The 19,470-nt window shown below is 41.4% G+C and carries 13 protein-coding genes; 11 read left to right on the forward strand and 2 right to left on the reverse strand.

What is annotated here, in order from left to right; genetic code table 11:
- Window positions 1-560: 560 nt before the first annotated feature.
- Complete coding sequence (rsmF, locus tag ATS76_RS10140; protein WP_058552059.1) at window positions 561-2,000, reverse strand: 16S rRNA (cytosine(1407)-C(5))-methyltransferase RsmF; 1,440 nt, start codon at window positions 1,998-2,000, stop codon at window positions 561-563.
- 266 nt (window positions 2,001-2,266) lie between these two features.
- Between rsmF and ATS76_RS10145 the strand changes: the two genes are divergently transcribed.
- The 8 genes from ATS76_RS10145 to ATS76_RS10180 all read left to right on the forward strand — a co-directional run bounded on the left by ATS76_RS10145 (window position 2,267) and on the right by ATS76_RS10180 (window position 15,665).
- A complete protein-coding gene (locus ATS76_RS10145; protein WP_058552060.1) occupies window positions 2,267-2,953 on the forward strand; it encodes a GntR family transcriptional regulator in 687 nt (228 codons plus the stop codon).
- A gap of 121 nt (window positions 2,954-3,074) precedes the next feature.
- On the forward strand, window positions 3,075-3,953 hold the full coding sequence (gene prpB, locus ATS76_RS10150; RefSeq protein WP_058552061.1) for a methylisocitrate lyase: 879 nt from the start codon (window positions 3,075-3,077) through the stop codon (window positions 3,951-3,953).
- Between the two features lie 48 nt (window positions 3,954-4,001).
- The gene (gene prpC, locus ATS76_RS10155; RefSeq protein ID WP_058405453.1) at window positions 4,002-5,129 is read left to right on the forward strand and encodes a bifunctional 2-methylcitrate synthase/citrate synthase; all 1,128 of its coding nucleotides are present in this window, start codon (window positions 4,002-4,004) and stop codon (window positions 5,127-5,129) included.
- 76 nt (window positions 5,130-5,205) lie between these two features.
- The gene (gene acnD, locus ATS76_RS10160; RefSeq protein ID WP_058552062.1) at window positions 5,206-7,812 is read left to right on the forward strand and encodes a Fe/S-dependent 2-methylisocitrate dehydratase AcnD; all 2,607 of its coding nucleotides are present in this window, start codon (window positions 5,206-5,208) and stop codon (window positions 7,810-7,812) included.
- A gap of 15 nt (window positions 7,813-7,827) precedes the next feature.
- Window positions 7,828-8,994, forward strand: a complete 1,167-nt coding sequence (gene prpF / locus ATS76_RS10165; protein WP_058552063.1) for a 2-methylaconitate cis-trans isomerase PrpF — start codon at window positions 7,828-7,830, stop codon at window positions 8,992-8,994.
- 568 nt (window positions 8,995-9,562) lie between these two features.
- Window positions 9,563-12,616, forward strand: a complete 3,054-nt coding sequence (locus tag ATS76_RS10170; protein WP_058552064.1) for a hypothetical protein — start codon at window positions 9,563-9,565, stop codon at window positions 12,614-12,616.
- Window positions 12,617-12,680: 64 nt separating this feature from the next.
- A complete protein-coding gene (locus ATS76_RS10175) occupies window positions 12,681-13,772 on the forward strand; it encodes a hypothetical protein (RefSeq protein WP_058552065.1) in 1,092 nt (363 codons plus the stop codon).
- Between the two features lie 9 nt (window positions 13,773-13,781).
- Window positions 13,782-15,665 carry a hypothetical protein gene (locus ATS76_RS10180; RefSeq protein ID WP_058552066.1) on the forward strand — a complete coding sequence of 628 codons (1,884 nt, stop codon included), beginning with the start codon at window positions 13,782-13,784 and terminating at the stop codon, window positions 15,663-15,665.
- A gap of 85 nt (window positions 15,666-15,750) precedes the next feature.
- Here ATS76_RS10180 and moeA read toward each other — a convergent pair whose 3' ends face one another.
- Window positions 15,751-16,965 (reverse strand): molybdopterin molybdotransferase MoeA, encoded by a 1,215-nt coding sequence (gene moeA, locus ATS76_RS10185; protein ID WP_058552067.1) that lies wholly within the window; start codon window positions 16,963-16,965, stop codon window positions 15,751-15,753.
- Between the two features lie 42 nt (window positions 16,966-17,007).
- Here moeA and modA point away from each other — a divergent pair, with 42 nt between their 5' ends.
- From modA to ATS76_RS10200, 3 genes are read left to right on the forward strand one after another with little or no spacing between them, the layout of a single operon-like run.
- Window positions 17,008-17,760, forward strand: coding sequence for a molybdate ABC transporter substrate-binding protein (gene modA / locus ATS76_RS10190; protein WP_058552068.1), 753 nt, complete (start codon window positions 17,008-17,010; stop codon window positions 17,758-17,760).
- A complete protein-coding gene (gene modB, locus ATS76_RS10195) occupies window positions 17,747-18,424 on the forward strand; it encodes a molybdate ABC transporter permease subunit (RefSeq protein WP_058552069.1) in 678 nt (225 codons plus the stop codon). The genes modA and modB overlap by 14 nt, the downstream gene beginning before the upstream one ends.
- A gap of 1 nt (window position 18,425) precedes the next feature.
- Window positions 18,426-19,454 carry an ATP-binding cassette domain-containing protein gene (locus ATS76_RS10200; protein WP_058552070.1) on the forward strand — a complete coding sequence of 343 codons (1,029 nt, stop codon included), beginning with the start codon at window positions 18,426-18,428 and terminating at the stop codon, window positions 19,452-19,454.
- The last annotated feature ends 16 nt before the right edge of the window (window positions 19,455-19,470 follow it).

Genomic DNA, 19,470 nt, shown 5'->3' on the forward strand with positions numbered 1-19,470 from the left:
ACACCGAGGCGCTGCGCGCTACACAGAGATAAACATAGTTAAATCCAAATTATTTACCAGCCCTTAAATTACTACTCCTTGTCTTCTCCTTTGCTTCTCGGTGGTGACATGATCACTTTCAATTAATCAAATGTAAAAGCGTTGCTTCTTGTTATTTATAAAAATATGACCACAGAGAACACCGAGGCGCTGCGCGTTACACAGAGAAAACACAAGTAATTTGGTAGTCACTACTCCTTGCTTTCTCCTTTGCTTCTCGGTGGTGATGAAATTACTTGATTACTAATCAATTATAGAACTAGCCTTTGTGGATGTTTATTCGGTTCCATATTCAAATGCGCAAAAAAATGCCCAGAGTGATTTAGGGAAACTCTGGGCTATAACGGGCTCTTTTGAGCCTTGCGCTAACAAAAAACTTTCTAATTCATAGGGAGAAGTTGAAAGTATTTTAAGTATAGCCAAAGCTCTTAAAATTACACATTTTTAGGTTGTTTTTTATACTGCTGCAAATACAGTTACTTAACTATGTTGTGCACATTTTATACGCAATTTGTGCGTGTTTACTCCCACGTTATTAACTGAGTGTTTTGCACTAGATCGCGTGGTAGTGAGTTTTTGATCTTATTTTTTTGCCATTTTCCTAGCCCAATGGGGCAGCCGCATAAAGTTAATACCACTTCGCCTAGCTCTTTAGTTGGCTCGGCTAGTCGTATATCTTTACCATTAAAGTAGTCGTTTGCTTGTTCGCTATTAAGCGCGTACGTGTTGGTTTTGCACGCGTTACCTAACACGGTGGCAAATTCGTGAGTGAGCCTTACACCGTTTTTATGAATAATGCCTATTTGAATACCTAAACGGGCATATTTAATTTTGTTTTGAATGGCATCAAACCCCTGCGGGAACAGCCACAGTTCTTTGTCGCGTTGCATTAATGTGCCGGGTAGGCTTGTTAAACCAAAGTGCTTTTTAAGCTCGCTCATAAATGCGGTTGTTGGTTTTTTATCAAATTCAGTAAACGGAAACGCGCCTTTTTTTACTGTTTGGTTTGGGTTGTTACAACTTGCGTGTTTTTTAAACTTAGCAATAAAAAAACCTTCGCTGTCGTATGTTTGCGGCCATACGTGCAAATAGCCTTCGGCCGTTGTTGCTTTGTCGGCCCCCGGAAATAAATTGCTCAGTGACTCGGGCGCTATAAACTCGCCAAATTCTTCAAGTAAAAATTCACATACTTGCTGGTTTTCGAGCGGGGTGAGCGTACAGGTAGAATACACGAGCGTGCCGCCGGGTTTTAACGCGTAAAATGCGCTTTTTATTAAATCTTTTTGTACTTGGGCAATTTGAATGTTTGATTCGATTGACCAATTTTTTAATGCGTCTGCATCTTTACGTACCGTGCCTTCGCCAGAGCAGGGGGCGTCTAGCAAAATGCTATCGAAACATTCAAACATGTAATTGCCAAATATAACGCCATCAAAATGTGAAAGCGCACAGTTACCCACGCCCATGCGTTTTAAGGTGGCACTGAGTACTTTTAAACGCGACGACGAAAGCTCGTTTGCTACTAGCACGCCTTGGTTGTTCATTAGTGCTGCTAGCTGCGATGTTTTAGACCCCGGCGCCGACGCCATATCAAGCACGGTGTGACTTGTTTGTATACTTTGTTTGAGCGCTATTGGCGGTAGCATTGAGCTTGCCTCTTGCACGTACATTGCGCCGCTTAGGTGTAGGTCGGTATTGCCTAGGGCTAGGTTTTGTTCTTCACTAATTGGGCGCTCTAGCCAAAAGCCTTCGCTACACCACGGAATTGGCGTAAGTTGCCAATTTTTTTGTTCTGCCTTTTTTATAAAGTCTTCTACGGTTATTTTTAATGTATTAACGCGGATAGATTTTCTGAGCGGGCGACGACACGCATTTATAAAGTCATCTAACTTTAGGTGATTGGGTAGGTAGGTTTTTACGTCGTCTATAAAGTGCTCAGGAATAAAAGTATTGGCGTTCACGCGCTAGCTCGTACATTAAAAATAAAGCGCGATTTTAGCATTTAAATAACTAAATTTCAGTGATAAAAATACCTCCCTTGATTATATGGTGCTGTCGACACTTTGTGGTTTTTAGGTATTTATAAACTATTTTGCTCATACTTTAGAATAATAGTGTCGACAATGAGGGTGTTTTTTAGCCTTTTTGTACAGTTTTAGGGTTGACATGTTTTTTTAATGCGCCCATTATGGCGATACAAATTGTCGACAATCTAAAAAATTAACTTATGACAGACTCATTTTTAAACGAAGCGCCCGTTACCACAGCATCTGATCAGGTATTTGTAAATATGCGCCGTGAGATTGTTGAAGGCACTATTGCACAAGGTAGCAAAATTTCGGAGCCTGAGCTTGCAAAGCGTTACGGTGTAAGCCGCGCAACCCTGCGTGAGGCGCTAAACCGCCTAGAAAGCTGTTATTTAGTAGAGCGTAAAGCCAATGTGGGCTGCCGTGTTGTGGCCCTTACCGCTGAGCGTTTAATTGAGGTTTACCAAGTACGTAGCTCGCTTGAAGGGCTTGCTTGCCGTTTAGCTGCCGACAATATGGAGCCTGATGAAATTAAAGGCTTAAAACAATTATTAAACCAGCATTTACAAACGCAGCGCGTTAAAGAAGGCGAGTCGTACTACCAAGAGGCGGGCGATTTAGATTTTCATTACCGCATTATTAAAGGCAGTAAAAACGCACATTTGATTCATTTGCTTTGTAACGACCTGTACCAATTAATTCGCATGTACCGCGTGCAAATGGGTATGGCGGGGCCGCGGGTATCAAAAGCGTTTGACGAACACTTAGCGATTATTAACGCGATTGAAAACCATGACGGCGAACTGGCCGAAATGCTAATGAAGCGCCATATAAGCGCGTCGCAAGCCAATATTCAAACAAAATTTGATGCATTCCAATCTGAATAACTGTTTACCCATACAGATTGGTATTAGCCGCAAAAGTTAAGCAAAATAGTTAAAGCGTCATAAATACATATTAAAAATATAAGTTACTCCACGTAGCAACCGTTCAAAGAGAGGAAATGACATGTCAGCAGGATATAAATTTAAACAAGCTATTGCTAATAATCGCCCGTTACAAGTTGTAGGTACTATTAATGCCTACACAGCTATGATGGCTGAAAAAATGGGCCACCAGGCTATTTACCTTTCGGGTGCGGGTGTTGCTAATGCCTCTTACGGTATGCCCGATTTAGGCATGACCAGCCTAGACAACGTACTTGAAGATATTCGCCGTATTACGGGTGCCAGCGATTTACCTTTACTTGTTGATGCCGATACCGGTTGGGGCGGGGCATTTAATATTGCACGTACCGTTAAAGAAATGACTAAAGCCGGCGCGGCGGGTTTTCATATAGAAGATCAAGTAGCGCAAAAGCGTTGTGGCCATCGCCCAAATAAAGAAATTGTTAGCCAAGGCGAAATGGTTGACCGTATTAAAGCGGCGGTAGATGCAAAAACCGATAGCGATTTTTACATTATGGCGCGCACCGATGCATTTCAAAAAGAAGGCTTAAATGCGGCCATTGACCGTGCAGCAGCCTGTGTTGAAGCCGGTGCTGATGCTATTTTTGCTGAAGCCGTGCACGACCTTGCCGATTACCAAGCGTTTGCTAATGCGCTAAATGTGCCTATTTTGGCTAACATTACTGAGTTTGGCCAAACGCCAATTTATACCAAAGAGCAGTTAAGTGATGTAGGCGTTGAAATGGTACTTTACCCACTCAGTGCGTTTAGAGCAATGAACAAAGCGGCGCTTAATGTGTACTCGGCTATTTTAAATGAAGGCTCGCAGCAAAGCGAAATTGAGAACATGCAAACTCGTGCTGAACTTTACGACTTTTTAGATTACCACACGTACGAAAACACACTTGATAACCTTTTTTCATCAAAATCTGACAAATAATAACTATTAAATTAGATAACACACACAAATTTAAGATAGGAGAAGATCATGGTAGATAAAGCATTAGGCGGCGCAGGTTTACGCGGACAAGTAGCGGGTCAAACAGCATTGTGTACAGTTGGCCAAAGTGGCTCGGGTTTAACGTATTGTGGTTACGATATTAGCGAACTGGCTGAAAAAGCGCAGTTTGAAGAAGTGTCTTTTTTACTTTCACGCGGTGAGTTACCAACAACTAGCGAATTAGCTGAGTACAAAGCCAAATTAAAAAGCTTACGTGGCCTGCCAGATGCACTTAAAACCGTGCTTGAAAATATTCCTAAAGACGCGCACCCAATGGATGTAATGCGTACGGGTTGCTCTATGTTGGGTAACCTTGAAATGGAACTTGATTTTAGCCAAGCAAACGATGCGATTGACCGCATGGTTGCTGTGTTCCCAAGTATTATTTGTTACTGGTACCGTTTTACACACGATGGCGTTCGTATTGAAACACAAACAGACGACGATTCAGTAGGCGCACACTTTTTAACGCTATTACACGACAAAGCGCCTAGCGAGTTGTTTGCACAGGTAATGAATGTGTCGCTTATTTTATACGCAGAGCACGAATTTAATGCCTCTACCTTTACGGGACGTGTGTGTGCATCTACTTTGTCTGATATTCATTCGTGTGTAACCGGTGCTATTGGTACGTTACGCGGGCCATTACATGGTGGTGCAAACGAAGCGGCAATGGACATGATTGAAGGTTTTACTAGTGCAGAGCACGCTGAGCAAGAAGTTATGGGCATGCTTGAGCGCAAAGATAAAATTATGGGCTTTGGCCATGCTATTTACCGCGAGTCGGATCCACGTAATGTAATTATTAAAAAGTGGTCTGAAAAATTAGCAGCAGAGGTGGGCGATGATGTGCTTTACCCGGTGTCTGTTCGTTGTGAAGAAGTAATGTGGCGTGAGAAAAAGTTATTTTGTAATGCTGATTTTTTCCATGCATCGGCTTATCACTTTATGGATATTCCGACTAAGTTATTTACGCCAATATTTGTAATGAGCCGAGTAACAGGTTGGACTGCCCACGTGAAAGAGCAACGTGCTAATAACCGTATTATTCGCCCAAGTGCAGATTACACAGGCCCAGATGCACGTAGCTATACGCCAATTGAATCAAGAGGCTAATTAGTTAAACCTAAGGTGAGCAACACGCTCACCTTTTTGCCTTTTATTTCCCGTCACTTATTAGCGAATTTTTATTATGACCATTATTAACAATACTCAGTACCGCAAACCGCTTGCGGGCTCAAACGTAGATTACTACGATACCCAAGCCGCTGTTGATGCTATTAAACCAGGCGCTTATGCCACTCTTCCTTACAGCTCGCGCGTATTTGCCGAAAATTTAGTACGCCGCTGCGACCCTGCTATGTTAACCGATGCACTTAGCCAAATAATTGAGCGCAAACAAGATTTAGATTTTCCGTGGTATCCGGCGCGTGTGGTGTGCCACGATATTTTAGGCCAAACAGCCCTTGTTGATTTAGCAGGCTTGCGCGACGCTATTGCAGCAAAAGGGGGCGATCCGTCTAAGGTTAATCCTGTGGTACCAACGCAGTTAATTGTTGACCATTCGTTAGCGGTTGAACATGCGGGTTTTGATCCTGACGCATTTGAAAAAAACCGTGCCATTGAAGACCGCCGTAACGATGACCGTTTTCATTTTATTAATTGGACTAAAACGGCCTTTAAAAATATTGATGTGATCCCGCCAGGTAACGGCATTATGCATCAAATTAACCTTGAAAAAATGTCGCCCGTTATTCAAAACCGCGACGGCATTGCATTCCCCGATACTTTGGTAGGTACCGACAGCCACACGCCTCATGTTGATGCGTTAGGTGTTATTGCTGTGGGTGTAGGCGGGCTTGAGGCAGAAAGCGTGATGCTTGGCCGCGCATCGTACATTCGTTTACCCGATATTGTAGGTGTAGAGCTAACGGGTACTCGCCAACCAGGTATTACTGCAACTGATATTGTATTGGCTATTACAGAGTTTTTACGCGAGCAGCGTGTGGTATCTACCTATTTAGAGTTTTACGGTGAAGGCGCCGATGCGCTAACGCTTGGCGACAGAGCGACCATTTCAAACATGACACCCGAATTTGGTGCAACTGCGGCCATGTTTTATATCGACGATAAAACAATAGACTATTTACGTTTAACAGGGCGCGATGAAGAACAAATAGCCCTTGTTGAAAACTACGCAAAAACAGCAGGCCTTTGGAGCGATAGCTTAAAAACGGCGAAGTATGAGCGTGTTTTGACTTTTGATTTATCAAGCGTTGGTCGCAATATTGCGGGGCCTTCTAATCCGCATCGTCGTGTTTCAACTAGCGATTTAGCGAAAGAAGGTATTTCGGGTGTTGTTGAAAACGAAGAAGGCTTAATGCCAGATGGCGCGTGTATTATTGCGGCTATTACCAGTTGTACTAATACCAGTAACCCGCGCAATGTGATTGCGGCAGGTTTGTTAGCACGAAACGCAAACGCAAAAGGCTTAATGCGCAAACCGTGGGTTAAAACGTCGTTAGCGCCGGGCTCTAAAGCCGTGCAATCGTACCTTGAAGATGCAAACCTATTACCAGAGCTTGAGCAACTTGGATTTGGTATTGTTGGCTTTGCGTGTACTACGTGTAATGGCATGAGTGGGGCGCTAGACCCTGTTATTCAAAAAGAAGTAATAGATCGCGATTTATACACAACGGCTGTGCTTTCGGGTAACCGTAACTTTGACGGGCGTATTCACCCTTATGCTAAACAAGCCTTTTTAGCATCACCACCTTTGGTTGTGGCTTATGCTATTGCGGGCACGATTCGTTTTGATATTGAAAAAGATAGTTTAGGGCAAGATCAACACGGAAACGATGTAACCCTTAAAGATTTATGGCCAAGCGATGAAGAAATTGATGCGGTTATTCAGCAAAGCGTTAAACCCGAGCAATTTAAAAAAGTGTACGAGCCGATGTTTGACTTAACCGTAGATTACGGTGAAGACAACGACCCACTTTACGATTGGCGAGCGCAAAGTACCTACATTCGCCGCCCGCCTTATTGGGAAGGCGCACTTGCAGGTGAGCGTACCATGAGTGGTATGCGTGCATTAGCGGTACTGGGGGACAATATTACAACTGATCATTTATCGCCTTCTAACGCGATTATGGCAAGCAGTGCTGCAGGCGAATACCTGACTAAAATGAATGTGCCAGAGGAAGACTTTAACTCATACGCAACGCACCGCGGTGACCACTTAACGGCGCAGCGTGCCACGTTTGCAAACCCTAAATTACTTAACGAAATGGTACTGGATAAAAACGGCGAGGTTAAGCAAGGCTCGTACGCACGCATAGAGCCCGAAGGTAAAAACACGCGCATGTGGGAAGCAATCGAAGCCTACATAGAGCGCAAGCAACCGCTTATTATTGTGGCCGGTGCCGATTATGGGCAAGGCTCGTCGCGCGATTGGGCGGCAAAAGGTGTAAGGCTTGCCGGTGTTGAAGTTATAGCTGCTGAAGGCTTTGAGCGTATTCACCGAACTAATTTAATTGGCATGGGTGTTTTACCGCTTGAATTTGCACCAGGCACTACACGTAAAACACTAAACCTAGATGGTAGTGAAAGTTACGATGTAAATGGCGCACCAGCTCCGGGGGCAACATTAGAGCTGGTGATCACCCGTAAAAACGGCGAGGTGGTTACTACAGCAATGAAATGCCGATTAGATACGCAAGAAGAGCTTTCTATTTATGCCGCTGGTGGTGTATTGCAGCGTTTTGCTCAAGATTTTTTAGAAGCGACAAACGCGTAATAAGGATTATTTAAAATGTTTAAACCACAAATAAAAGTGCCGGCAACCTATATGCGTGGCGGTACGAGTAAAGGTGTGTTTTTTAATTTAACCGATTTGCCAAAGCCTGCCCAAGTGGCAGGTGAGGCGCGCGATAACTTATTACTTCGTGTTATTGGTAGCCCCGACCCTTACGGAAAACAAACCGATGGCATGGGTGGTGCTACATCAAGCACCAGCAAAACGGTCATTTTAAGTAAAAGTGAGCAAGCCAATCACGATGTAGATTACTTGTTTGGGCAAGTCGCTATTGATAAAGCCTTTGTTGATTGGAGCGGTAACTGCGGTAATTTAACCTCGGCAGTGGGTGCGTTTGCTATTAGTAATGGCTTAGTTGATAAAAACAAAGTGCCCGATAATGGCATAGCTATTGTGCGTGTGTGGCAGGCTAATATTAAAAAAAGCATTTTAGTGCATGTACCCATGACTAATGGCGAAGTGCAAGAAACCGGTGACTTTGAGCTTGACGGTGTTACGTTCCCTGCAGCTGAGGTAAAGCTTGAGTTTGTAGACCCTGCTGATGGGGATGGGGCTTTATTTCCAACAGGTAATGTTGTTGACGATTTAGAGGTACCAAATGTTGGCACACTAAAGGCGACGATGATTAATGCGGGTATTCCAACTATTTTTATTAATGCTGAAGATATTGGTTATACCGGCACTGAGCTTCAAGACGACATTAACAATGATGACGCTGCGCTTGAAAAACTTGAAACAATACGTGCTTATGGCGCTGTTAAAATGGGCTTAATTACTAATGTAAATGAAGCACAAGCGCGCCAGCATACTCCTAAAGTGGCGTTTGTTGCTAAGCCTGTGGCATATAATGCATCAAGCGGTAAACACATAGATGCGGGCAGCATTAATTTATTAGTACGTGCTATGTCAATGGGGAAATTACACCATGCCATGATGGGAACAGCCGCTGTTGCAATTGGCACTGCAGCTGCAATTGAAGGTACGTTAGTTAATTTAGCTGCAGGTGGCGGCGCATTGAGTGAGGTGAACTTTGGTCATCCTTCGGGCACGTTAAAAGTAGGCGCCGAGGCTAAAAACAGTAATGGCGACTGGCAAGTTACTAAAGCGAGTATGAGCCGAAGCGCAAGAGTATTAATGGAAGGGCTTGTAAGGGTTCCTTTTTAATCATTTTTTGCTGCATTATTCACTTTTAAAAATCAACAGACCCTTATAGTCAGTTAGGGTTAATTTAACATTATTAATAATGCAGTAACAATTAAGCAGGGTTTTAAAATAAATAATAAACAAGGGATTGGTTTGGTTGGTTCTAAAGGTTTGCTTTTTCATTAAAACTAAATGCTTTAGGGTTAATTTATTTCCATTCTACATTTATTTTTAATGTTCTGTCGCAAATACTTGAAGAAAAAATTTAACAAACTAAATTTAATGTAATAATCAATCAACAAACACGATATATTATAAACCAACATGTTGGTTTTTTGTGGCTCAAACCTAGGTTATTGAATTTAATTAAGGCCTATAAAAATTAAAACATGGCGTTAAACTAAAATTACATCATTTTATATGTATAAATATGTAGCAACAACTCATAGCTTAATGGTACTTTTAAAGTTCTAGTAACAAAGGTTAGATTATTGTGCTTGTTTACATTTTTTGTAAACGGTGAATAAGCTTACCCAAGTTTAACCAAACTTTTTCAGATACTTATTTCATAGCTATCAAGGAGAAATAAATGGCGAAGCGTATGATCAAATTTACACCAATAGCGGCATCAGTTGCACTTACACTCGGCTTAACTGCGTGTGGTTCTGACAACGATGGCAATAACTATGTTGCACCACCACCACCAGTGGAGTCTTTTAGCTCAGAAGACACAGCTTTATTTAACGTAGAAGTTACAGGTAAAGCGGTTAAAGGTGCGATGATGAACGCGGTGGTTAGCGTTTCAACATTAGATGCAACAGGTGAAATGGTAGCAGTACCATTTCGTTTAGCGGCTTCAGCTGAAGCTGAAACATTCTCTGCTGAAGAGTCAACTCAAGAAGCTGCAGATGCAGCAGTTGCTGCAAGCATTTTAGCAGCAAACCCAGAAGCCGTTTTAACAAACGAAAGTGGTCGTTACAGCGTTTACTTAGAAAATGACTTTTCAGGTCCTGTATACATTACAGTTAAAACATCAGCTGAAGGTGACGAAAGCTACCTACGTTGTGATGCGTACCTAGGTTGTGGTACTTACGACGAAGCACCAGCAGCAGAAGACGATGTTAACGATGGCGATACAGCGATTGAGTTTGGGGAGTGGTACAAAACAGACCTAGAGCTTTCTGTTGTTAAATTTATTCCAGCGGTAGAAGCTGATGCATCTGGTGCAAGTGGTGTTTTAGGCGATGCAAACGTAGCGCGTTCACTTAGAGCTAACGCAACTTTCTTAACAACGCTTGTTTCGCAGCTTTTAATTGACGCGGGTGAAGGTGTTGACGCAGCAGGTATTGCTAATTCTAGTGTTGACGTACTTGTTCAAGTTTTAGGCCCAGATACAGCGCTTTTACTAGCTTCTTTGTTAGGTGATGTTTCTAACGGCGGTGCAGTTGATTTAACTGATGTAGATGGCGAAGAAATGCTAGATGATGGTATTTTATCGTTAACTCAAGTTGCTTCATCTATTCAAGGCCTTGCAGATATTAACGGCAACATGACAAAGCTTATTGCTGGTATTAAAGCAGGCAAAGTAACAGGTAGTGAAGATGCAGAGATAGCTGCACTAGCTACTGCACTGCAACAAGCTGCTACAAATACAGCTAATATTTTCTTTGCAATTGCTACAGGTGAAGAAAGCGATATTGAAGCTGCACTTGCAGCTGCATTTGCTGTAAACAACCCAGATGCGACTGACGCTGAAAAAGCGGCGTTTGCTGCTCAATCTACAGGTATTGCTAAAAAGGCAAAAGCTGCAAAAGACAAAGCTGTTAAAAATGGTGCAGCGAGTGATGCAGGTTTAGCAAAGGCTGCTGAAAAATCTAAAAAAGCACTTGAGAAAATTGGTTGTACTGACGATTGTACAGTAGGCGATGGTTTTTACATGCAACTTGCAGCTAAAACAACTGCTGCGGTAACTGTTGCAGAAGCTGAGCTAGTGTCAATTCAGGCATCTGTAACTGCTGCGCAAGCTGATTTAGTTGCAGTACAAGCACTAGGTGGTGACACTGTAGTTGACGCAGACACAGCGGTAGCATTTGCAAATGCGGTTGAATTACTTGCAAATGAAGCTGAAGTAGCTGATTTAGCCGGTGAATCAAATGCATTATTTGTACAGTCTCAAGGTTTAGTGTCTGTAGCTACTTTACTTGTGGCTAATAGTTCTGATTACCAACAAATTTTAGACGATGCAGACGCGTTAGTAACAGGTTCTTCAGCTGAAATTGAAAAAGTTGCTACATTTAATACAGAACTTGAAGCACTTGTAGCTGCAGCAGCACAAGCACTTGTTGATTTTGATGCAGAAGTTGCAGCAGCAGCTGCTCTTGCTACAGAAACAAATGAATTAGCGCTAGCGGCTGAAACGGCTGCAATGACTGCTGAAACAGCGTCTACAACAGCACTATCTGCTGCTGAAGATGCAATGGTAGACAACGCTGAAAATGCAGCTGAGGCGCTAGTACTTGCAGACGCTGCAATTGTTGCGGCTTCTGACTTTGCTGCAAGTGTTGACGCATTAGAAGTGGCTATTGCACAAGCATTAGCTGCTGCAGAAGCTTACTTAGCTGCTGATGCTGACAGTGCCGATGCACAAGAATTAATTGATGCTGCAGAGGCAATGGCTGTTACAGCGGCGGCTAAAGCTGAACTTGCATCAGAGCAGTTTGCTATAGCGTATGCTTTACAATTAACAGCGCAAGATGCAGTTGCTAAGTTTGAAGTACTTGTATCTGTTAAAGCAACATCAGAGTCACTAAGCACAATGACTGTACTTACAAGTACTGGTGGTGAAGCGGTTCTTGATGCAGCAGATGTATTAGCTGACGTAATTAACGAACTTGCTGATATGGGTAATGTGGGTGAAGGTACGTCTACTCGTCAACCTAACTGGACTTATTTTTATAGCTTAGACGACTTAATACTGATACTTAACAATGAAACCACAGGTGAAAAGATTAACGCATTTGCATCTTACCAAGGTGACCAGTTAGTTGTTGCTTGGGGCGCTACGTTAGTTGGCGGTGATGCTACGGTTGAGCTAGTGACTGCAGATTCGCAAGCAAACGCACTTACAGATTGTGTTGATTTTGCAGCAGGTACTATTGACGAGACTCAAATTGATTCTTGTTTAATATTTACTTTTGACGGTGAAGTTGATGCTGACACAGTAGATGATGCTGAAATCGTTAACACTGAAGCATGGAACCACGTGACAATTACGGACGGTGATTCTGGGTTCACTGGTATGTTAAACGTAACTGCTGATGACGTGACTGACATGGGTACTGTTACTCTTGAAGGTATGTCGGGCGACCTAGACTTTAAAGTTATGGGTACGGTTGACGCAAGCGGCGATGAAGATCAAAGCATGTTAGATGTAATGGTTAAAGGTGACGCAGCAATGGGTTACACATTATCTCTTATGGGTGCTGAGTCTACAGGTTACACTGGCGACGTTAAAGCGATGTACGAAGGCATGATGATGTCGTTTGGTACTGCTACTAAAGTTACTAATGGGCTTTCAATCACTTACATTGATGGTGTAACAATGGATTACACTGATGTTGATTTAATTGACTCAAGCAAGTAATTCTTAAACTATTAAAGGGAAAAGCAGTGTGCTTTTCCCTTTTTTTATTGAAAGCGATTAAATTATGAAAAAAAAAATTCTTTTGCTAGGATTTTCATCAGCTCTACTTTCTCCACTTGCATCCGCTAATAATCAGTTTCAAGTTTTTACTCATTTTGACGCAGAAATTTATACCGAAGCGCAACCAGTACAGGCATTTGTTGATGACTTTGATGCGCCGCTAACATCGGGTGACAGTGCATTTACGTACAATATTTTTGAAGTCGGTGTAGGGTACGGTAATTTTAAAGTTGGACTGCAAAGTCGCTTTGACTACGTATTAAATTTTGATCCTGATACGGCAAAATATACGCACACTGAAAAAAATGATCTTGCTTTTGAAGATAGATATTACACTTACTTTTTAGACGCCAAACAGGCAACGTCTAACGGTGTTTTTGTGTCTTACGATTTTAAATTTTTAGACAAAAATGCATTAACTATTACCCCAAAATTGTCTGTATTTGCGAGTACGCATTTTCAAGATGGAATAGTTGATGGACGTATTTACAGTGATGAAGTAGAAGGCGATATCTCTGTTGATTATAACTATTCAAAAGATATTTTATTTAAAAAGTTTACTCCCTCTGAAAACCCAGAAGGACTAGGTTACAGCCTAGATATATTTGCTGATTGGCAAGTAAATGACGAATTACATGTAGGCTTTAGCGTTAAAGACTTACTTTATAAGACAGATTATGAAGACAGTGGTTTTGTAAACGGCCAAACCACTGAGATCCCTTTTAGCCAAAACGACAATGGCGACATAATAACTCAGCCAACGGTATCGTTAAAAACGTCGTCATTTGGTAATACGCAATCTCACGATTTTGACATGAAAATGCGCATGCAAGCGTTTGCTGATTATAGAATTAATGATCGATTTTCTACTCAATTAACTCTTAAACGCTACGATCAAGATACATTTAGCCAGTTAAAAGGGCGAGTTCATTTTTGGGATCATTGGAAAGTACAGGCTGGCTACGAAACTAAAAGTAAGGCTTACTTAGTGGGGATTGAAAGCAAGTATTTTGGTCTTAATTTGCAAACCGATAGTTTAGATTTGAATAAAGCGTATTATGCAAATATAAATTGGTACATGAACATTAAGTTTTAAGGAATGAAGATGTTAAAACAAATTATACCTTTAGGGGTTGCAGTAGTATTAGCGGGTTGTGGTGGATCATCTTCGAGTACTGATAACAATGAAAACGTGGCTTTAACTCAAATTACAACTAATTCAACAGCACGTTTTTTTGTAGCTAATTGGCAGTCGCCGCAGGGTACGCTTAATATTTTAAATAGTGAAGGTGTTATCCAAGAATCAATTGACGTTGATAATATTAATACTTTTAGTGTTACTGTCACACCACTCGCCTATAGCCGTTTTGAATTTATACCTGATAACACGTCGCTGCCATGTCCGCGATTTACCGGTTGTGGTAGAACCGTACGTGACGACCCTAATGATTTAAACGGCAACCGCTTAGTTGATTTTCAAGAACCGACTGCTGTTACATTAAATTATAAGGCCGATGCGTTTATTGCCCCTGGTGTGAACGCGGTGTATTTTTCTCCATTAAGTACAGCTATCACTGATGCCGGCTTAAGTGGAGCAAAGGCTAGTTTATCGGCCACGCCGTTTTATCATTTAACGCACAGTAACCTTACAGCAAGTGTTGAAGCTGAAATGGTCACAAATGCATTTACGTATGCCGCTATTATTGCAGGCGTAGCCGATAGTACATTTAATGTAGATGCGGCATTTAATGCTTTTTCTAGTAATGATACTCAGCAGCAAGTATGGCAAGATTACAGCCAATTAGCTGCTCAATACATTCCCGATAATCTGTTTAATGAACAGGGAAATGGCTTATTACCTAACGTTGCAGGCCAAGTAAACCAAACAATTGCGAGTGTTACTACTTATAAGCAGTGGGAGCCACGTGTAAGCGAAGCACAAAGCTTAGAGTCAAGAGAGCTGCTTGTTGATGTTAGAAACATTATTGGTGTGGCAAGGCTTCAAGAAAAAAGCTATTCAGAAGAACTCGATGCTAAGTTTGCTGAACTTGAGGGCGCGTTTGATGAAGATACCCAAGCAACGCTGACTGCACTTATTAATGCGCTCAACGAGGTAATTACAAATTATTCACCGCTGGCTGATGACTCAGTGCCTGCTGGGCAGTATTCGCTTAGAAATTTAGACATTGATTACAGTAAATCGCCTTATACTTGGGCTATAACGGGTACCTACGATGACCTACCCATTAGCATAGACTTATCTATCCCTACTTTTAGAGTAAGTGGTGTGTTAGGTAATAAAATTGAGGGGGTAATGAGTGCTACGGTAACCAATGGTGCAACGATACTGAGTGTTGATGTTAGCGAGTTACTGATTCAGTTTGATGGTATTGAGGTGGTAAACGAAACAAACCCAGATGCTGATACAGGTATTGCCCAGCTTACTACTGATGTTGTTATTAATAAGGCTGATGGGAAGTTGGCAGGGGATTTGTCGTTAAATTTAAATCGTTTTGTAGACTCATTTGCAGAGGTGTCTAACACGTTATCGTCTTTTAATTTTCAAGGTGATTATGAGAGTGATATTCAAAATACCGCGTTTCATATTACTGCAATTGAATCGTCACCCTTTATTGGTGAAGAAAATGATGATTTAGCATTTACCTTTGAATTAGATTTTCCGCTAAGTGCTGCCAACGATTTTAAATTTGCTTATGTGGGTGCTGTAGATAATTTAACAGAGCTAACATCAACAGATATATATGTGAGTGCCCAAGGGCAAGCGTTAGATCTTCGTATTCGCGATGTTAATGGCAATATTAGCTTAGTTGCTAAAGGTGAGTACGGTCGCTGGTTAGATGTAAAACAAGCGGGTCGTAATTACAGTGGCGGCTTATACTTTGGTGATACAAAAATTGCTGAGGTTACCGCTGTTCGTGGTATTCCGGGTGTTTTATTTCCAAATGGTGATTTTGAATCGTTGTTTTAAACCCCCTTTAGTTTTATAAACTAATATTAAAAAGCCCAACAAGGTGAACACCTAGTTGGGCTTTTTTTATTATTGCTCGCTGGTATTACAGCAGTTCTATTTCAACGGTTTCGCCTTGTGCAATGTTGCCACTTTGTGCAGGGACTACAATTAAGCAATTTGCTTTACTGAGTGACGAAAGTACTCCTGAGCCTTGCTTTTCAACTGGTGTAACAACAAGGTTATTGCTTTCATCGTTACTTGCAATACCACGTTGAAAATCTGTACGGCCAGGGCGCTTTTTAATTTGCTGAGTTGTGACTGCTTTTAAACGTAGCGCGACTTTATGCTCATTGCCCGATAGTTTAGTCAATGCTGGTTTTACAAGTCGCTCAAGTGTCACAGCGGCAGAAACTGGATTGCCAGGTAAACCAAAAAAGTAGCTGTTAGGCAACTTACCAAAGGCAAAGGGTTTGCCTGGTTTCATGGCTATTTTCCAAAAGTGAATATCGCCAATGTCGTTTAATACTTCTTTTGTGAAGTCGGCTTCACCAACCGATACACCGCCTGAGCTAATAACGGCATCGGCTTGCTCGTTCGCTTTTAAAAAGGTGTTTTTAATCAAGCTTTTGTCATCAGGAATAATACCAAAATCAATAACCTCTATATTGGGATCATTAAGTTCGCTAATAATAACAGCGCGGTTACTTTCAAAAATAGCGCCTGCAGGTAAGGTATTTCCCGGCTCTATTAGTTCGTCACCAGTTGAAAACACGGCTACTTTGAGTGTTTCGTAAACGTTTACTTTATTTATGCCAATAGAGGCTAATAACCCTACATCTACACCTTTAAGCTTTCTGCCTGCTTTTAATACCACACTGTTTACTGCAATATCTTCACCGGCAAAACGGACATTGTTATTGAGCTCAATAGTGCCTGAGAAAGTAATTTCATCGTCATTAACTGTGGCGTTTTCTTGCATAACAACGGCATTAGCACCTGGTGGCAATGCTGCTCCAGTCATAATTCTTACACATTGTCCTGGCGTTAATGTTTTGTCGAAGGTTTGCCCCGCAAATACACTGCCTATTTGTTTGTAAGTAGTAAGGCCGTCGGAAATACACAATGCATAACCATCCATCGCCGAGTTATCATGAGCGGGCACATTAATTGTTGATTTAACATCAGTAGCTAAAATGCGACCAACGCTACTCATTAGAGGTATAGTTTCGGTGAGTTTGTTGAAGCTAATTGCATCCAACATATTACTGATTGCGGTTTCTATGGGTAACAAACCGGGTGCATTGCAAACATCGTTCATATATATTGCTTACTTAAATCATTTTTTAAAACAATACTTATAATGTCAAAGCTTTACAATACATGGCTGGGTTATTTTTTGTTTGGTGTTTGCGTGTTTTCAAGTATGTTAAACGCAAAAGAAACAATACATGTTGCGGTGGCAAGTAATTTTAAAACCGTGCTACAAACCTTGCTACAAGACTCCCCAATACCGGGTATACAAGTAAAAATATCTGCAGCATCGAGTGGGGTGTTATATTCTCAAATTGTGCATGGTGCGCCATTTGATGTGTTTTTATCGGCTGACGATGTGCGCCCACAAGCATTAATTAAAGAAGGATTTGCTAGTCAAAGTACATTAATTACTTATGCGCTCGGTGAACTTGCTGTATGGCAGCCCAATGATAATAAAATAAATGATAAAGTGGCTATAGCTAACCCGCGTTTTTCTCCATATGGGCAGGCGTCTGAGTTTTACGCTAATGCCAATTTTAAAAAGCCAATAAGTTATGTATATGGGAATAACATTACGCAAGCCTTTCAGTTTGTTCAAAGTGGTAATGCATCTGTGGGGATAGTGGCTGTTTCAACATTAAAAATGGCGTTTAATACGAGTCGAGATCCTCAATATTTAGCGTATAAGTTAATACCACCGAGTGAGTACCCCGAAGTTATTCAACAGGGAGTAATTATTAAATCGAGTAAACAAATAGCAAGCGCTCAAAAGCTTATGGATTTTTTGATGACCAGTAATACACAAAAAAAGCTTGTTGAATTAGGGTATAGAACAAAGGATAGCAATGCTTCAAAGTGATTTAACGGCACTGTGGCTAACGGTCAAGTTAGCTTTTATAACCGCTGTGCTACTGCTTTTATTTTGTATTCCAGTTGCATATAAGTTAGCAGGGTATAAAGGAAGATTTAAACCGTTTTTAGAGGCACTCATTGCAATGCCGCTTGTACTTCCGCCTACTTTACTGGGTTTTTACTTACTTGTTTTATTTTCACCCACGCATGCTGTTGGGCAGTTTTGGTTTTGGTTAACAGGCACCCAGCTGGCGTTTAGTTTTCAAGGGGTGGTTATTGGTTCACTTTTTTATTCTCTTCCTTTTGTAATGCAGCCTTTAGTTGCAGGGTTTAAGCAAATTAATCAAACCTATAATGAAGCTGCAATAGCACTGGGATTAAGCCACTTTAAACGCTTTGTTTATTTAATTTTACCGTTATTAAAACCCAGTATAGGGAGTGCGTTTGCATTGGGTTTTGCCCATACATTGGGGGAGTTTGGCTTAGTACTTATGATTGGTGGCAACATACAAGGAGAAACTCAAGTGGTTTCTATTGCTTTGTACGACCACGTGGAATCGTTAAATTATGCAGCTGCGCATCAGCTTTCGCTTATTTTACTCGCTATTTCGTTTGCCTGTTTAGTGCTGTTATTTAAATTTAATAAAAGCATAGTGGGGGTTAAACAATAACATGATTAAGTTAACCCTATTCAAAGCACTTAATAATTTTGATTTAGATATAAAGCTTCACCTTGAATCGTTTACCATTGCTGGTTTTTTTGGCCCATCAGGTTCAGGAAAGTCGACGTTGCTGCGCTGTATTAGTGGCCTTGAGGGCGAGCAGAGTGTTTATATAAATCACAAGCAAGTGGATCACTTACCTACTGAGCAACGCGGGGTAACACTGCAGGTTCAGTCTTGCCCATTGTTTCCGCATTTAGATGTGGCAGGTAATTTAGCGTTTACACAAACGCATTGTACTAATAGGCAAACTGATTTAACCGAGCAAAAAGTAATAGAGGCGCTTGAATTACAACCGTTATTAAAGCGCGATGTTCACAGTTTGTCGGGCGGGGAGCGCCAACGTGTTGTGTTTGCTCGCACATTATTAGCAGGGCAAAAATTTATTATTTTGGATGAACCATTTAGCGCTCTTGACTGGCCTCTGCGCTTTAAAACACTCTCTACAATTAGTGAGCTTGCTGCAAAATATAATATTAAATTTATACTCGTGAGCCACTCTTTAAAGGAGCTGTTGTTTTGTTGCGATACGCTTGTGCAACTCAATAGCGGTAAGGTAATTAACCACGGCCCGAGTGCGCAGGTGGCTAAGGCTATTTATGCTAATAATAAACAAACACCACTGAGCCTAATTAATTTTCAAATAATTAAATTTGATGAAAAATACGGCGTATATCAGCTTAAACTTCAAGAAAGCGAGCAGCAGCTATTTGCATTACCCAGCGCTGTGGAGCAAGGAAATAAACTGATATTAGAGTGCGAGCAAATATCTGTTAGTGCCGATAGGCCAGTAAACGTAAATAACAGTAATGTTTTAGTGGGGGTGCTTGTTAATGCAGAACTGATTAACGGCTCTTGGCAACTTGCGTTAAATATTGATGGGCAAACGTTGTATTGTTTGCACTCAAAAAGGCTTTGGGAACAAAGTAGTTACAAACTAGGCGATACACTTTACGCCGCTATTCATAACCTAGAGTAAAATAATAAAAACGCGA

This window comes from Pseudoalteromonas sp. 10-33, from assembly GCF_001469195.1.
Taxonomy (GTDB): Bacteria; Pseudomonadota; Gammaproteobacteria; order Enterobacterales; family Alteromonadaceae; genus Pseudoalteromonas.

What these genes read in the sequence shown, in the direction of transcription:
- moeA (WP_058552067.1), bottom strand. Translation starts at nt 16,965, where the DNA reads ATGAACGATGTTTGCAATGCACCCGGTTTGTTACCCATAGAAACCGCA.
- prpB (WP_058552061.1), top strand. Translation starts at nt 3,075, where the DNA reads ATGTCAGCAGGATATAAATTTAAACAAGCTATTGCTAATAATCGCCCG.
- ATS76_RS10175 (WP_058552065.1), top strand. Translation starts at nt 12,681, where the DNA reads ATGAAAAAAAAAATTCTTTTGCTAGGATTTTCATCAGCTCTACTTTCT.
- modA (WP_058552068.1), top strand. Translation starts at nt 17,008, where the DNA reads ATGTCAAAGCTTTACAATACATGGCTGGGTTATTTTTTGTTTGGTGTT.
- ATS76_RS10170 (WP_058552064.1), top strand. Translation starts at nt 9,563, where the DNA reads ATGGCGAAGCGTATGATCAAATTTACACCAATAGCGGCATCAGTTGCA.
- prpC (WP_058405453.1), top strand. Translation starts at nt 4,002, where the DNA reads ATGGTAGATAAAGCATTAGGCGGCGCAGGTTTACGCGGACAAGTAGCG.
- acnD (WP_058552062.1), top strand. Translation starts at nt 5,206, where the DNA reads ATGACCATTATTAACAATACTCAGTACCGCAAACCGCTTGCGGGCTCA.
- modB (WP_058552069.1), top strand. Translation starts at nt 17,747, where the DNA reads ATGCTTCAAAGTGATTTAACGGCACTGTGGCTAACGGTCAAGTTAGCT.
- ATS76_RS10180 (WP_058552066.1), top strand. Translation starts at nt 13,782, where the DNA reads ATGTTAAAACAAATTATACCTTTAGGGGTTGCAGTAGTATTAGCGGGT.
- ATS76_RS10200 (WP_058552070.1), top strand. Translation starts at nt 18,426, where the DNA reads ATGATTAAGTTAACCCTATTCAAAGCACTTAATAATTTTGATTTAGAT.
- prpF (WP_058552063.1), top strand. Translation starts at nt 7,828, where the DNA reads ATGTTTAAACCACAAATAAAAGTGCCGGCAACCTATATGCGTGGCGGT.
- ATS76_RS10145 (WP_058552060.1), top strand. Translation starts at nt 2,267, where the DNA reads ATGACAGACTCATTTTTAAACGAAGCGCCCGTTACCACAGCATCTGAT.